Below are 14,459 nucleotides of genomic sequence, written 5' to 3'. Positions count from 1 at the left end.
CCTGCGCATGACCGATCGATCCCTGGAACACGTACCCAGCGTCAGTGACGGTGACGGGCTGCGCCCACAGCTGGCCGAACTGGTGGCACTGCGGCGGCTGGCGCAGCGTCCGCCACCGCCGCGCCGTGGCCGTGCCGGCAATGCCGGGCAGGCGCCGTCGCCGCTGCGTGGGCGCGGCATGGAATATGCCGAGTCACGCGAGTACGTGGCCGGCGACGATGCACGCCATATCGACTGGCGGGTGACCGCACGGACCGGTCGTGCCCATACCAAGTTGTTCCAGGCCGAGCGCGAGCGGGTCAGCCTGATCGTGGCCGATACTTCACCGTCGCTGTACTTCGGCACCCGCGTGCGCTTCAAGTCGGTGCAGGCCGCACGCGCCGGCGCCGTCGCCGCGTGGTCGGCGCAGCGCCGTGGCGATCGCATCGGCGCCTTGCGTGGCAGCGACCGTGAACCACCGATTGCCCCCGCAGGCGGTCCGCGCGGCGTGCTGCGCGTGCTCGACGCACTGACCCGCTGGTATGCGCAGCCGCCTGCCGATGATCTGGGCCTGGAGCGCGCGCTGGACCACGCCGGCCGCGTGCTGCGCCCGGGTGCGCGCATGCTGGTGCTGGCCGATCCGCAGCAGGCCATCCGCATTCCGCCGGCACGCTGGAGCGCGCTGGCCCAGCATCACGACCTCAGCCTGGTGCTGCTGGTCGATCCGCTGGAACTGCAGCCGCCGTCGGCCCCGCTGCAGTTCCAGACCCTGCAGCAGCGCATTGGCCTCGACCTGCGCCGCAGCGAGGTGCAGGCCCATTGGCAGGCGCATTTCGTTGAACCGCTGCAGGAGCTGCGGCGTCAGCTCGGTGCGCGCAGTGTCGACGTGCAGGTGCTGTCCACCGACGCGCCCAGCGATGCCTGGCTGGCGCCATCCCCGACCGAGGTGCCGGCATGAGCGCCAACCTGCCGCTGCGTGATGTGCAGCTGCCGCCGCCACCATCCTGGTGGCCGCCGGCACCGGGCTACCTGATGATCGGTGGCGTGTTGCTGCTGGTGCTGCTGGTGGTGGCTGTGCTGTGGTGGCGCCGCCGCCGTCGTCACCAGCGCTGGTTGCAGCTGTTCGACCAGGAGTTGGCTGCCAGCCACGACGCCGTTGCGGAACTGGCGGCCATTGCGGGACTGCTGCGTCGCGCCGCCCGCCATGCGCGTCCGGGCAGCGAGTCGCTGCGCGATGAGGCCTGGTGGCAGCGCGTGGATCCGCAGGGCACATTGCCGGAAGCACGCCGTAGCCTGTTGGCCGAAGGTGCCTATCGCCCACGCGTGGACGTCAACGAGGTGGCCGCAGTACGCCGCTGGGCGCGCGAGCGCTACCTGGCGCTGCTGCTGGAGCGCCGCCGATGAACGTGCTGGCGAGTTACTGGCCGTGGCCGGACCTGCAGCTGGCATGGCCGCTGGCCCTGCTGGCGCTGCCGCTGCCGTTGCTGATGCATTGGTGGAAACGCCGTGCCGATCCGCGCGCTGCGCTGCGCGTGCCGTATGCGGCCACCGAACTGGAAGCGCTGGCCGGTGGCGGCCGCGTCGATGTGTCGTGGCTGCGCACGCTGCTGCTGTGGCTGGGCTGGTGCGCGCTGTGCGTGGCGCTGGCGCGTCCCCAGCAATTGGGTGAGGCGATCACGCCGCCGCAGGAAGGCCGGCAGATGATGCTGGCGATGGACGTGTCCGGCAGCATGGGCGAGGGCGACATGGTGCTGGGCGGGCAGGCGGTGGATCGCCTCACTGCCGCGAAGGCGGTGCTGGCCGATTTCCTTGATCGTCGTGCCGGTGATCGCATCGGCCTGCTGATCTTCGGCGACCGCGCCTACACGCTGACGCCGCTTACGGCCGATCTGGCCAGCGTGCGCGACCAGCTGCGCGACAGCGTGGTCGGCTTGGCCGGGCGCGAGACCGCCATCGGTGATGCCATCGGCCTGGCGGTGAAGCGCCTGCGCAGCCAGCCTGAAGGCCAGCGCGTGCTGATTCTGCTGACCGACGGCGTCAGCAATGCCGGCGTGCTGGAACCGCTGCGTGCCGCCGAAGTCGCGCGTGCCGAGGGCGTGCGTATCCACACCGTCGCCTTTGGCGGTGATGGCAGCATGCGCCTGTTCGGTATTCCCATTTCCGCCGACCAGGATCCGGTCGACGAGGCTACCTTGAAGAAGATCGCGAGCATGACCGGCGGCCAGTTCTTCCGCGCCCGCGACACTGCACAGCTGGCCGGCATCTATGCCGAGCTGGACCGGCTCGAGCCGATCGCTGCGAAGGGACCAAGCCTGCGACCGCGCGAGGAACGCTATGCATGGGCGCTGGGCCTGGCCTTGCTGCTGGGCGCATTGGCCTGGCTGTGGCCGGAGCGTCGCCGATGATCGCGTTGGTTTCGAATCTTCCCGACTGGAACGCGCTGCACTTCCTGCGTCCGGAATGGCTGTGGGCGTTGCTGGCGCTGCCGTTGATCATCGCTGTGGCGTTGTATCGGCAGCGGCGCAGCGACGTGTGGCGAACAGCGGTGGATGCCCACCTGTTGCCGCATCTGCTGGCTGCGGGCACGCGCCGCCGTGCACGCCTGCCCTGGGCCGTGCTGCTGGGCTGGACCCTGGCAGCGCTGGCCATGGCCGGGCCGAGTTGGCGGCAGCAGGCACAACCGATGTTCCAGGCCAGCGCGCCGCTGCTGGTCGTGCTGGATCTGTCCAGCCGGATCAATGCTACCGATCTGCCGCCGTCGCGCCTGCTGCAGGCTCGGGCGAAAGTGGGCGAGCTGCTGCGTGCCCGCCAGGGTGGCCAGGTGGGCCTGGTGGTCTATGCCGAGGATGCCTACACCGTGGCACCGCTGACCGATGACGGCAGCAACGTCGCGCTGTATCTGGACGCGCTGTCGCCGGATGTGATGCCGCGCGACGGACAACGCGCCGACCGTGGCATCGACTGGGCGACGCGGTTGATGCGCCAGATCGGGGCATTGCGGGGGCAGATCCTGCTGGTCAGCGATCAGGCGGATGATGAAGCGGCACTGGCCGCAGCGCAGGCGCGCAGCCTCGGCATGCAGGTGTCGGTACTGGGGCTGGGCACATCTGCCGGTGCGGCGTACCGGGATGGCACTGGGCAGATCCGCCAGGCCGCGCTGGATGAAGGCAGCCTGCGTGCGGTGGCGACCGCAGGCGGAGGCCGCTATGCCCGCATCGCCACCGATGACAGTGATCTGCGTGCGCTGGGCGTACTTGATGCACGCGAGGGTACTGCAGCGCAGCGACCCGGCGAGGGCAAGCAATGGCGTGATGAAGGGTTCTGGCTGCTGCCACCGGTGATGCTGCTGGCGCTGCTGGCTTTCCGTCGCCGCGCGCTGCTGGCGGCGGTGCTGGCGGTGGGCCTGCTGCCATGGATGAGTGATGTGCAGGCGCAGGCGCCTGCGGTGCCGGCCGCACCGCCGGCGCAGGGCACGCTGTGGAAGCGCGCCGACCAGGTGCAGCACCAGCGTCTGGCCGAAGGTGCGCAGGCTTACCGCAACGGTGATTTCGCCAGTGCCCGCAAGCAGTTCGAGGGCATCGACAGCGATGCGGGCTGGTACAACCTGGCCAATACGCTGGCTCGCCAGGGCAACTACGACGAAGCCATTGCCGCCTACGACCGCGCGCTGGCACTGCATCCCGGCATGGCCGATGCGGTCGCCAACCGTGCCGTGGTCGATGCCGCGCGCAAGCGCAAGCCGTCGGGTGGCAAAGGCCAGGATCAGCAGAAGCCACCGCAGAACGGGCAGCAGAAGCAGCAGAACGATTCACAGGGCCAGCAGAATCCGCAGGGCCAGCAGCCGCAACAGGGCCAGCAGAATCCTGGTCAGGGACAGCCACAGTCGGGTCAGCAGGGCCAGCCCAATCCCGGTGACGACAAGAACCAGTCGAGCCCGCAGCCCGGCGAGCGCGGCCGCGATGGACAGCAGGCGCCGCCACAGGTGGAGGATGCCAAGGCGCAGGCCCAGGCTGATGAGCAGCAGCGCCAGCGCATGCAGCAGGCCATTCAGCAGGCAGGTGAGGGCAAAGGCGATCAGGATGGCAAGCCCGTGCCAGGCAGCGACGGCACCACCCCACGCCAACGCGAGGAGCAGCAGGCGGTGGAGGCGTGGATGCGGCGTGTGCCGGATGATCCGGGCGCATTGCTGCGGGCCAAGTTCCAGCTGGAAAACGAACGCAGGAAGAGGGAAGGGCGATGACGCGGGCGATCAACATGCACGGGCGCTGGCCACTACAGGTACTGGCGGCACTGCTGCTGTGGCTGCCACTCCTCGCCTGGGCGCAGCCGCGCGCGTGGCTGGACCGCGACCGCATCGCGATGGGCGACACGGTCACGCTCAATGTCGAGAGCGACCAGGGTGCCCCGGACTTCGCGCCATTGCGTACCGACTTCGACCTGAGCGGGCAGACCAGCAGCCGCCAGGTGGAGTGGAGCAATGGCAGCATGCAGCAGCGCAATCTGTATGGCGTGGCGCTCACGCCGCGGCGCAGCGGTGCGCTGGTGGTGCCGGGGCTGCAGGTGGGCAGTGTGCGCACCGCGCCGCTGACGCTGCAGGTGGATGCGGCTGCCGTGGCCGGGCCGGACAGCAATGCGATGGCCTTCATCGAAACTGTTGTCGATGACGATACGCCGTACGTGCAGCAGAGCGTGGGCGTGGTGGTGCGCCTGTATTTCGCCTCGCAGCTGGCCTCCGGCGAACTGGTGCTGGATACACCGGCCGGTGCGTCGTTGCAGCGGGTGGGCGATGACCGCACCGATGTGCGACAGGTCAACGGCCGCCGCTACAACGTGGTCGAGCGGCGCTTCCTGCTGATCCCCGAGCGCAGCGGTGCGCTTCGGCTTGCCGGTGCGCGCTTCAGCGGGCGCAGTGCCGGTGGCTTCTTTGACGACTTCTTCGGCGGCGGCGACGGGCGCATGAATGCCACCGGCGCCGATCGCACGTTGCAGGTGCAGGCGCAACCGGCACAGGCGCCGCAGCCATGGCTGCCGCTGCAGGGCCTGCAGCTGCGCTACACCAGTGCACCGACCAGCGCCCGTACCGGCGAGGCGGCCAACGTGGTGGTGGAGGCGATTGCCGAAGGTGCCACCCGCGCGCAGTTCACCGATCTGCCGGTGCCCGACGTCGGTAACGCCGCGCAGGTGTTCGCCGAACCTGCGCAGTACGAAGAGACCTTCAATGGCAGTACGCCGCGGCTGAAGATCACCCGCCGCTATTCGATCGTGCCGCGCCAGCCGGGTTCGCTGGTGGTGCCGGGGCCGCGCCTGCCGTGGTGGGACGTGCGCAATGGCAAGGCACAGGAAGCGAAGCTGCCGGACCTGACGCTGGCCGTGGTGGCCGGTAACGGGGGGGGCAGTGCGTCACCTGCACCGCTGCCGCCGATCGACACCGATGCGGCGCTGCCGGATGGCGATGGCCAGGACAGCCGTATCGCGGCGACCGATCCGCGCGCCAGTGGTTTGTCCGAGCGGCCATGGCCGTGGATGGGCGCCGCCATCGGCCTGGCGTTGCTGTGGCTGCTGACGCTGTTGTGGGGCTGGCAGCGAGGCCGTCGCCCGCGCGTGGCGGCGCCCGTGGCGGCCAAGGGCGCTGTGCCGGCTGTGGCGACTGGACGTGCCGGCGTGGCCGAACTGCGCCGCGCGCTGGATGGTGAAGGGTTTGATCAGGTCGAAGCGCAGCTGTGTGCAATGGCCGGTGTCGAACGTATCGAGCAGGTCATCGACCGCCTGGCTGACCCCGGACAGCGACAGGTGCTGCAGGACCTGCAGCAGGCGCGCTGGGGTGGGCAGGGCGACCTGGCGCCGCTGCGCACGCGCCTGCGCGAGGTCTTCCGTGACGGACCGCACTGGTCGGCGGCAGCAAAGACCGCTGACACTGGCCTGGCGCCGCTATATCCGCCGCGGCGAACCTGAACCGGCGCCGCTTGCGCGCTTTGTTAGAGTGCATTCATTTTTCGAGGAAACCCGCGCATGACAGCAGCTGCTGCCGACAAGAAGAAGTTGCCCCTGCATTGGAAGATGGGCATCGGCTTTGCGATCGGCCTGATCCTGGGACTGATCGTGCACGCCCTGGGCGGCAGCGTCGATGGTCTGCAGGCCGGTGCCAAGTGGGTAATGGACTACATCACCACCCCGGCGTCGGGCCTGTTCCTCAACCTGATCTTCATGCTGATCGTGCCGCTGATCTTCTCGGCGCTGATCATGGGTGTGTCGGAGATGGGCGACATCCGCGCCCTTGGCCGCATCGGCTGGAAGACCCTGGCCTATACCGTGCTGCTGTCCGGCATTGCCGTGGGCATCGGGCTGGTGCTGGTGAACCTGCTCAAGCCGGGTGTCGGCGTCGACCCGCAGGTCGCTGCGATGATGCTGTCGGAGAACGCCGAGCGCAGCAAGGAGATTGTCGCGGGCATCCACGGCACGCCGAAGGGCATGGACATGCTGCTGTCGATCGTGCCGAGCAACGTGCTGCAGGCCGCGTCTGACAACGGCGCGATCCTGTCGCTGATGTTCTTCGCGCTGATGTTCGGCATCGGCATGGTGCTGACCGACAACGAGAAGGTCGCGCCGCTGCGCCGCGCCATCGAAGGCGTGTTCGAAATTTCGATGACCCTGATCAACCTGGTCATCCGCCTGGCCCCGTATGCGGTGGCCTGCTTCATGTTCAACCTGGCCGCGCTGTTCGGCTTCGAGCTGATCATCCGCCTCGGTGCCTACGTGGGCGTGGTGGTGTTGGCACTCGGCCTGCACATGGTGGTGAGCTACGGTACGGCCGTATGGCTGTCCGGTCGTTCGCCGCTGTCGTTCTTCCGCGATACCCAGGAAGCGACGGTGATGGCGTTCTCCACCGCCTCCAGCAACGCCACCCTGCCGACCGCGCTGCGCGTGGCCGACCAGATGGGCCTGCCGCAGCGCGTGTCGCGCTTCGTGCTGACCGTGGGCGCCACCGCCAACCAGAACGGCACCGCGCTGTTCGAGGGCGTGACCGTGATCTTCCTGGCCCAGTTCTTCGGCGTGGACCTGAGCATCGGCCAGCAGATCATGGTGATGGCGGTCTGCATCCTCGGTGGCATCGGCACGGCCGGCGTGCCGTCGGGCTCGCTGCCGGTGGTGGCGATGATCTGCGCGATGGTGGGCGTGAACCCGCTGGGCATCGGCCTGATCCTGGGCGTGAACCACTTCCTGGATATGTGCCGTACCGCGCTGAACGTGACCGGCGACCTGGCCCTGACCACCCTGGTGGCCAAGGGCGAGTCCCACGACGGCCCGGCGCTGGGCCCGCAGCAGGACTGAGACCGGATTCCCGCCCCCGGACTCCGGGGGTGGTAGTGCCGGCCGCTGGCCGGCAACTTCATGATCTTCATTGAATTCTGCGCAACTGCCGGCCAGCGGCCAGCACGACCGGGCAAGGTGAACCGACCCCCCGCCCGGCGACTATGGGACAATAGGCCGCCCGCACGTCCGCGGCCGCCTCCCGATTCCGACAGAACCATGACGCAGCCTACCCGTCGCCAGTTGGCCAACGCCATCCGCTTCCTTGCCGCCGATGCGGTTGAAACCGCAAAGTCCGGCCACCCCGGCATGCCCATGGGCATGGCCGACATCGCCGAAGTCCTCTGGAACGACTATCTCCGCCATAACCCGAGCAACCCGCACTGGTTCAACCGCGACCGTTTCGTGCTGTCCAACGGCCACGGTTCGATGCTGCAGTACGCGCTGCTGCACCTGAGCGGTTACGACCTGCCGATCGAGCAGCTGAAGCTGTTCCGCCAGCTGGGCAGCCACACCGCCGGCCACCCGGAACGCCACGAGACCCCGGGCGTGGAAACCACCACCGGCCCGCTGGGCCAGGGTTTCGCCAATGCCGTGGGCTTCGCCCTGGCCGAGAAGCTGCTGGCACAGCGCTTCAACCGCCCGGAGCTGGAAGTGGTCGACCATCGCACCTGGGTGTTCATGGGCGATGGCTGCCTGATGGAAGGCGTGTCGCATGAAGCCGCTTCGCTGGCCGGTACCTGGGGCCTGCACAAGCTGGTCTGCTTCTGGGACAACAACCACATCTCCATCGACGGCAACGTCGAGGGCTGGTTCACCGACAATACCCCGGAGCGTTTCGAGGCCTATGGCTGGAACGTCGTGCGCGATGTTGATGGCCACGACCCGGAAAGCATCAAGGCCGGCATCGAGGCCGCGCTGTCGCAGAGCGACAAGCCGACCCTGATCTGCTGCCGCACCACCATTGGTTTCGGTTCGCCGAACAAGGCGGGCAAGGAATCCAGCCACGGCGCTCCGCTGGGCAAGGACGAGCTGGAAGCCACCCGCAAGCAGCTGGGCTGGGAATACGGTCCGTTCGAGATCCCGCAGGCGATCTACGACGGCTGGCGCGCCAATGGTGCCGGTACGCTGCGCCAGGCCGAGTGGGAACAGCTGTTCGACAAGTACGCCAGCCAGTACCCGGATGAAGCGTCCGAGCTGACCCGCCGTTCGCACGGCGAGCTGCCGGCCGACTTCGTTGCCAAGGCCGATGCCTACATCGCCCAGGTGGCCGCTGAAGGCCCGACGATCGCCTCGCGCAAGGCCTCGCAGCTGGCCATCGAAGCCTACGCCCCGCTGCTGCCGGAAATCGTCGGTGGCTCGGCCGACCTGGCGCACTCCAACCTGACCCTGTGGAAGGGCAGCAAGTCGGTTGCCAGCGACGACGCCAACGCCAACTACGTGTACTACGGCGTGCGCGAGTTCGGCATGACCGCCATTGCCAACGGCCTGGCCCTGCATGGCGGCTTCATTCCGTTCGACGCTACCTTCCTGGTGTTCAGCGATTACGCCCGCAACGGCGTGCGCATGAGCGCGCTGATTCCGGCCCACGCCATCCACGTCTACACCCACGACTCGATCGGCCTGGGCGAAGACGGCCCGACCCACCAGCCGGTGGAGCACCTGGCCTCGCTGCGTTACATCCCGAACAACGACGTGTGGCGTCCGTGCGATGCGGTCGAGTCGGCGGTGAGCTGGAAGGCCGCGATCACCCGTCAGGATGGTCCGAGCTGCCTGGTGTTCAGCCGCCAGAACCTGCCGCACCAGCCGCGCAGCGCCGAGCAGATCGCCCAGATCGAGCGCGGTGGCTACGTGCTGGCCGATGCCGCCGGTACCCCGGACGTGATCCTGATCGCCACCGGTTCGGAAGTTTCGCTGGCGACCGAAGCCAAGGCCCAGCTGGACGCGGCTGGGCTCAAGACCCGCGTGGTCTCGATGCCGTCCACCGACGTGTTCCTGCGCCAGGATGCGGCCTACCGTGAATCGGTGCTGCCGAACGCCGTGCGCAAACGCGTTGCGGTGGAAGCCGGCGTCACCGGTTTCTGGCGCCAGTTCGTCGGCCTGGACGGTGCGGTGATCGGTATCGACACCTTCGGTGCCTCGGCCCCGGCCGACCAGCTGTACAAGCACTTCGGCATCACCACCGCCCACGTGGTGGAAGCCGCCAAGGCGCTGTAAGCAGCCTCTCGGCGCAGCAAAGGAAAGGCCGGCGCAAGCCGGCCTTTCTCGTTGCCGGAAGAAAAAGGGGACGGAGGGGATTAAGTCGTATGTGCACATACGACTTAATCCCCTCCGTCCCCTTTTCTCAGGCGGTGCGCGCCAGTGCGAGGCGCAGCAGTCGCGCGTCCAGGCGCTCTGCGAAATCCTTCGGTGCCTGCAGGCCCATGCGCTGCAGGTACACCGCATCGCCATCGCCGGCAGGTTGCCGCAGCGCTGCCCAGACGGTACGCAGCTTGTCGCCGCGGGTCTGCGTGTTGGCCTTCAACCAGCCCAGCGCTTTCACCAGCACCTGCTCGATCTCGTTGAAGTCGCTGCCCAACGGATAGTCGGGCAGGCTGCCATCGACGCGGAACGGTGCCAGTGCCGCGGACAGTGCCTGCGGCGTGTTGCGCTGCTGGCGCTCCGGATCCGGTTGCGTGGCCGCCAGCAGCTTGCGCGAGGCGTGTGCCTGCTGCAGCAGGCCGCCCTGGAACGGGGCCTCGGTGATCGCGATCATCGCATGCACGCAGTCCTCGTCGGTCAGGCCGCGCAGGTCGGCGATGCCGTATTCGTTGAGGTAGATGTCGCGCAGGTGGCGTGGGATGGTGGTGTGCCCGTAGTTCCAGCGCACGTTGGATTCGCGCTGGCCCTTGTCATCTCGCGCGGCGCGGAACATCAGCACGCTGCGCGCTTCCGGCAGCGCATGTGCCATCGCCACGAAGTTGTACTGGCCACCCACGCCGGACACCACACGTCCATCATCCAGCGCATCCGACACCGCCGCGCCCAGCGCGGTGGCCATCATGCAGGAGTTGAAGAAGCGCGCGTGCCGGCGCTGCAGGCGTTCCAGTGTCTCGTTGCCACCGTACAGCTGGTTGATCTCGCTGATGCGGCGCATGCCGATCGCACGGCATTCGTCTTCCGGCAGCGTGCGCAACCACTCGTAGAACTCCGGCGAGCCCAGGTAGAAGGCGCCATGCAGGTACTCGCCTTCGGCAGCCAGGGTGGCATGGTCGATGGACAGGGTGCTGCCGTTCTCGATGCGCTGCATCAGCGCCAGATCGTCGTGCACCTTGCGCTTGATCACGCCGGTCTGTACCAGCCGGCGGAAGCCCTCGTTGAGCATCTCGCTGCAGCCGTACAGGCCCACTTCGAACGGGTCCACGCCGCCGATCTCCTGCACCAGCGGATGGCTGACCAGCTGCGGATCCAGCGCGTGCAGTACACGGCGGTAGCGCGCGTTGTCGGTGTGGCGCAGCACCAGCGCATGGCTGAGTGCATCAGCCAGCGTGCCGATGCCGATCTGCAGGGTGCCGCCGTCGCGCACCAGCGTGCTGGCATACAGGCCAATGGCGTAGTCGGCATCGCCGACCGGCTGCCGCGGCAGGCCGAACAGCGCCGGATACGGCGGTGGCGGGGTGATCACCAGATCGAAGAACGACACATCGACCGTAGCCGAGCCGCCCATATAGGGCAGCTGCGGATCGATCTCGGCGATCAGCAGCGGGCGAGGCAGCCCGCGAGCGGTCATCGCATCCAGCGTGTCCTGGGTGATGTCGTTGTTGCACGACAGCGAGAGCCGGCGGTCGTTCGGCCGCATCGCCACCTTCTGCACGATCACCTGCGGCGCGCGCTGCGCCACCGCATCGGCGGCGTGGGTGTAGTTCAGGCTGGTATAGCTGGACTGCGCCTGCCGCGAGCCGAGCAGGGCGCCGGACTGCATGTAGAACTCTTCCACCTGCACATGTGCCGGCAACGCGTCGCGCGCGATCGCATCGGCATAGGCCAGGCGTGGGAAATCGTCGCCGAAATGGCGCTGCGCGAACGGCGCCATGAAGCGCGCTTCCAGGCCGTTGCCGCGCGCCTTCGGCGGGTTCAGCGACAACGCGGTATACAGCTGCAGTGGCCGCGACGGATCGTGCTCGACGCGTGCGTAAAGGGCATTGAGCAGCCGATGCGGCTTGCCCAGTGCCAGCGGTGCTCCGATCCGCAGCGGCCCGTCCACGCGCGCAAACAACCAGTCGACGGCGGCGTCCAGGTCGGTGAGGTGTTCGGTCATGCGGGGCGGTCCTGCGTGTGGGGGAGTGCGGGCATTACAGCATGTCGGGCTTGAACCGCCGTCGACGCGAGACTTCGGCGCCAGACACCATGAACTGCCCATCGCCCCGGTAATGCATCGTGCGCGGTAGTTTCGGCCGGGGCGCAACATGGGCGCGCACGATTTCCCAGATGAACAGGTTGTTCGACGCCACCTGGCTGTCGTCGTACAAGCGGCATTCGAAGCACGAATGGCATTGGCCGACCAGCGGCGCGCCGACCTCGCGCGCGGGCAGCGCATCAAGCTCGAAACGGGCGAACTTGTCGACCTCGCGGCCGCTGCAGTTGCCGATGTCCACCACGGTATCGAGCAGTTCCACACCCGGCACATTGATCACGCACTCGCCGCTGCCACGCGCCAGCGCATGGCTGTGGTTTGCGTCCCACAGGTAGGTGGCGACCAGCGAAGGCGAGAAGCCCATCACCATGTGCCAGCCCATCGTCATCAGGTTGCGCTGGCCGCGCCAGGCGGTGCTGACCAGCACGACCGGCCCGGGTTCGAGGAAGCGGCGGGCCTGCTCGACCGGGAATTCCTTCTTGGGCAGCGCTTTCATCCGGGGCCTGGGGCGGGAGGAATCGATGCTGGCGCAGCCGGGATGAACCTGGAGTCGAGGGGCTTGACAGACGATTCGATTACGCGCGTAATCAGGCCGTCGATTACGGATGTAAACCATGACCCCGATCAGCGAAGCCGAAGCCGTTGTGATGGAGGTGCTATGGCAGCAGGCACCGCGTAGCGCCGATGACGTGGTCGCCGCACTGGCCCACCGCGACTGGGCCGAGCCGACCATCAAGACCCTGCTCAACCGCCTGCTGACCAAGGGCGCGATTACTGCCGAGCGCGATGGCCGGCGCTACCTGTACCGGCCGCTGCTGCAGCGGCAGGCCTGGGTGGAGGCGCAGAGCCAGGACTTCATTGGTCGTGTCTTCGAAGGGCGCGTTGCGCCGCTGGTTGCGCACTTCAGCGAACGGGGCCAGTTGAGTGCGCAGGACATCGCCGAACTGAAGAAACTGATCCAGGAGCTGGACCATGACTGAGCTGCTCGATGGGCTGTGGCAGGCCAGCCTGTGGCTGGCGGTGGGTGTGGTCGTGCTGGCGGTGCTGCGACCCTTGCTGGTGCGGCTGGGGGGCGTGGCGTTGGCCTACCGCAGCTGGTGGTTGCTGCCGTTGCTGCTGCTGGCACTGATGCTGCCGTTGCCGCAGGTGGCACTTCTGGAGCATGTGCCAACGCTGCCGCTGAAAGTGGTACCCGGCGCCGTCGAAGGCATGGCAGGGCAGTCGTTGCCGTGGGCCGGGCTGTTGCTGCTGGCATGGATGGTGGGAGCGGTCCTTTGTCTGCTACGCGATCTACGTGCGCAGCGGCGCTTTGAACGTGGCATGGGCCAACTGTGTGCACGCGCCGATGGCAGCTGGCAGGCCAGCGCCGACCCGGGCCTGCCCGCGCTGGTCGGCCTGTGGCGTCCGCGCATCGTGGTAGGCCCGGATTTCGACCAGCAGTTCACCGCACAGGAGCAGGGCCTGATCCTGCAGCACGAGCGCAGCCACCGTCGCAATGGCGATCACTGGGCCAATGGGGCGCTGCTGATGGCACGCGCGGTGTTCTGGTTCCATCCGCTTCTGCCGTGGGCGGCCCGCCGATTCCTGCGTGACCAGGAGCTGGCCTGCGATGCCCGCACCATTGCCCCGCAGCCTGCGCTGCGCGGTCTCTACGCCAGCACGCTGCTGAAGGCGCAGCTGGTCCATCCGGTTGCGCCCGCGGTCTGCCATTGGCGCAGCCAACCCGTGTTGAAGGAGCGTATCGCCATGTTGAAGCAGTCCAAGCGGAAGGCATTGCCGTGGGTGTCGGGGCAGGTGCTGGTGGTCGGGTTGTGCCTGGGAATGGGAGCGGTGGCGTGGGCCAGCCAGGGTGGCGCGACGGGCGTGCCGTCGATCAGCGTCGAGCCGTTCGAACATGCTGAAGAAGATGCGGCCAAGGCGGGGCTGGACCGTCCGATCCAGGTCGACAAGATGCCGCCACCGTCCTATCCGAAGTCCGCCATCGAACAGCGCCAGGTGGGCGTGGTGAACCTGCGCGTGGACGTGGATGCCAACGGCCATCCGACTGACGTCCAGGTGCTCAGTGCAACCAATCCGGGTGTGTTCGATGCGGTGTCGATCGCCGCTGCGCGGAGCTGGACCTATCGTCCGGCGATGAAGAACGGAAAGCCCGTTGCAGGGGCTGTGAAGATTCCGATCACCTATGCCATGGACAACACCGAGGACTCCCAGTGAAGACCGCGCCGCTGTTGATGATGGCGGCGCTGTTGGCAGGATGCGCGACCCAGGATCGCCTGACCACCGTTGATACCCGCAGCGAGAATGTCGGCCATCAGCGCCTGCAGCCGCAGGCCGGTGGCGGCAGCGGGCAAGTGCAGACGTATTCGCTGGGCGCGAGCGAGGGCTACCGGATGCCGCAGTTGTACGCGGCGCCGGATCCGGAGGTCGGTGATCGTGACCCGCGTGCGGAGCTGGCACCGACCACCATCTGCCTGCAGGTGGTGGTTGATGCACAGGGCAGTGTCGAACGCAGCGTGCCGCTGACCGATCGCCCTGAGTGCGCGGCAGGTGCTGCAGGCGAGAATGCGCCCCTGCTGCAGGCGGCGCAGGAAGCCGTGGCGATGTGGAAGTACTCGTCCGCAGCGGTCTGCCACTTCGCGGCTGGCAAGGTGCCTGCCGACCGTGGCGACTGTCGCGGCGCCGAGCGCGTCGAGCCGGTGGCGGTCACCCTGCAGTATGCCTTCACCTTCGAGATCGTGAAGGGACAGCACGTGGTGCGTACGCAGGGAAAATGACCGCT

General features: G+C 67.8%; 12 protein-coding genes. 10 read left to right on the top strand and 2 right to left on the bottom strand.

Going from position 1 to position 14,459, the window contains the following annotated elements:
- Positions 1–7 precede the first annotated feature (7 nt).
- The 7 genes from AC5O77_RS04905 (at position 8) to tkt (ending at position 9,504) form a co-directional block, all read left to right on the top strand.
- The gene (locus AC5O77_RS04905) at positions 8–937 is read left to right on the top strand and encodes a DUF58 domain-containing protein (protein WP_478057684.1); all 930 of its coding nucleotides are present in this window, start codon (positions 8–10) and stop codon (positions 935–937) included.
- Positions 934–1,383 (top strand): DUF4381 family protein, encoded by a 450-nt coding sequence (locus AC5O77_RS04900; protein ID WP_012511972.1) that lies wholly within the window; start codon positions 934–936, stop codon positions 1,381–1,383. The genes AC5O77_RS04905 and AC5O77_RS04900 overlap by 4 nt, the downstream gene beginning before the upstream one ends.
- The gene (locus AC5O77_RS04895; RefSeq protein WP_478057685.1) at positions 1,380–2,384 is read left to right on the top strand and encodes a vWA domain-containing protein; all 1,005 of its coding nucleotides are present in this window, start codon (positions 1,380–1,382) and stop codon (positions 2,382–2,384) included. The genes AC5O77_RS04900 and AC5O77_RS04895 overlap by 4 nt, the downstream gene beginning before the upstream one ends.
- Positions 2,381–4,219 carry a tetratricopeptide repeat protein gene (locus tag AC5O77_RS04890; protein ID WP_478057686.1) on the top strand — a complete coding sequence of 613 codons (1,839 nt, stop codon included), beginning with the start codon at positions 2,381–2,383 and terminating at the stop codon, positions 4,217–4,219. The genes AC5O77_RS04895 and AC5O77_RS04890 overlap by 4 nt, the downstream gene beginning before the upstream one ends.
- A complete protein-coding gene (locus AC5O77_RS04885; RefSeq protein ID WP_494506547.1) occupies positions 4,216–5,931 on the top strand; it encodes a BatD family protein in 1,716 nt (571 codons plus the stop codon). The genes AC5O77_RS04890 and AC5O77_RS04885 overlap by 4 nt, the downstream gene beginning before the upstream one ends.
- Positions 5,932–5,988: 57 nt before the next feature.
- Positions 5,989–7,308 (top strand): dicarboxylate/amino acid:cation symporter, encoded by a 1,320-nt coding sequence (locus AC5O77_RS04880; protein WP_032127858.1) that lies wholly within the window; start codon positions 5,989–5,991, stop codon positions 7,306–7,308.
- Positions 7,309–7,506: 198 nt separating this feature from the next.
- Positions 7,507–9,504, top strand: a complete 1,998-nt coding sequence (gene tkt, locus AC5O77_RS04875) for a transketolase (protein WP_478057688.1) — start codon at positions 7,507–7,509, stop codon at positions 9,502–9,504.
- Between the two features lie 127 nt (positions 9,505–9,631).
- Here tkt and AC5O77_RS04870 read toward each other — a convergent pair whose 3' ends face one another.
- Together AC5O77_RS04870 and AC5O77_RS04865 are read right to left on the bottom strand one after the other, a co-directional pair.
- Entirely contained in the window at positions 9,632–11,584 is a 1,953-nt protein-coding gene (locus AC5O77_RS04870) for an acetyl-CoA hydrolase/transferase C-terminal domain-containing protein (protein WP_478057689.1), read from the bottom strand.
- A 34-nt stretch (positions 11,585–11,618) separates the two neighbouring features.
- Positions 11,619–12,176, bottom strand: coding sequence for a flavin reductase family protein (locus tag AC5O77_RS04865; RefSeq protein WP_032127861.1), 558 nt, complete (start codon positions 12,174–12,176; stop codon positions 11,619–11,621).
- Positions 12,177–12,294: 118 nt separating this feature from the next.
- Here AC5O77_RS04865 and AC5O77_RS04860 point away from each other — a divergent pair, with 118 nt between their 5' ends.
- From AC5O77_RS04860 to AC5O77_RS04850, 3 genes are read left to right on the top strand one after another with little or no spacing between them, the layout of a single operon-like run.
- Positions 12,295–12,660, top strand: a complete 366-nt coding sequence (locus AC5O77_RS04860; RefSeq protein WP_014648244.1) for a BlaI/MecI/CopY family transcriptional regulator — start codon at positions 12,295–12,297, stop codon at positions 12,658–12,660.
- Positions 12,653–13,894 carry a M56 family metallopeptidase gene (locus AC5O77_RS04855; RefSeq protein ID WP_478057690.1) on the top strand — a complete coding sequence of 414 codons (1,242 nt, stop codon included), beginning with the start codon at positions 12,653–12,655 and terminating at the stop codon, positions 13,892–13,894. The genes AC5O77_RS04860 and AC5O77_RS04855 overlap by 8 nt, the downstream gene beginning before the upstream one ends.
- Positions 13,891–14,454, top strand: a complete 564-nt coding sequence (locus tag AC5O77_RS04850; RefSeq protein WP_032127863.1) for a hypothetical protein — start codon at positions 13,891–13,893, stop codon at positions 14,452–14,454. The genes AC5O77_RS04855 and AC5O77_RS04850 overlap by 4 nt, the downstream gene beginning before the upstream one ends.
- Positions 14,455–14,459 lie beyond the last annotated feature (5 nt).

Source organism: Stenotrophomonas sp. INTA L402-1 (assembly GCF_059295135.1).
The sequence above is the reverse complement of the archived record's forward strand: the minus strand, read 5'-3'. Positions and strand labels throughout refer to the sequence as shown.

Excerpts from the sequence above, each read along its gene's own strand:
- AC5O77_RS04905 (WP_478057684.1), top strand. The coding sequence starts at position 8 with ATGACCGATCGATCCCTGGAACACGTACCCAGCGTCAGTGACGGTGAC.
- AC5O77_RS04900 (WP_012511972.1), top strand. The coding sequence starts at position 934 with ATGAGCGCCAACCTGCCGCTGCGTGATGTGCAGCTGCCGCCGCCACCA.
- AC5O77_RS04895 (WP_478057685.1), top strand. The coding sequence starts at position 1,380 with ATGAACGTGCTGGCGAGTTACTGGCCGTGGCCGGACCTGCAGCTGGCA.
- AC5O77_RS04890 (WP_478057686.1), top strand. The coding sequence starts at position 2,381 with ATGATCGCGTTGGTTTCGAATCTTCCCGACTGGAACGCGCTGCACTTC.
- AC5O77_RS04885 (WP_494506547.1), top strand. The coding sequence starts at position 4,216 with ATGACGCGGGCGATCAACATGCACGGGCGCTGGCCACTACAGGTACTG.
- AC5O77_RS04880 (WP_032127858.1), top strand. The coding sequence starts at position 5,989 with ATGACAGCAGCTGCTGCCGACAAGAAGAAGTTGCCCCTGCATTGGAAG.
- tkt (WP_478057688.1), top strand. The coding sequence starts at position 7,507 with ATGACGCAGCCTACCCGTCGCCAGTTGGCCAACGCCATCCGCTTCCTT.
- AC5O77_RS04870 (WP_478057689.1), bottom strand. The coding sequence starts at position 11,584 with ATGACCGAACACCTCACCGACCTGGACGCCGCCGTCGACTGGTTGTTT.
- AC5O77_RS04865 (WP_032127861.1), bottom strand. The coding sequence starts at position 12,176 with ATGAAAGCGCTGCCCAAGAAGGAATTCCCGGTCGAGCAGGCCCGCCGC.
- AC5O77_RS04860 (WP_014648244.1), top strand. The coding sequence starts at position 12,295 with ATGACCCCGATCAGCGAAGCCGAAGCCGTTGTGATGGAGGTGCTATGG.
- AC5O77_RS04855 (WP_478057690.1), top strand. The coding sequence starts at position 12,653 with ATGACTGAGCTGCTCGATGGGCTGTGGCAGGCCAGCCTGTGGCTGGCG.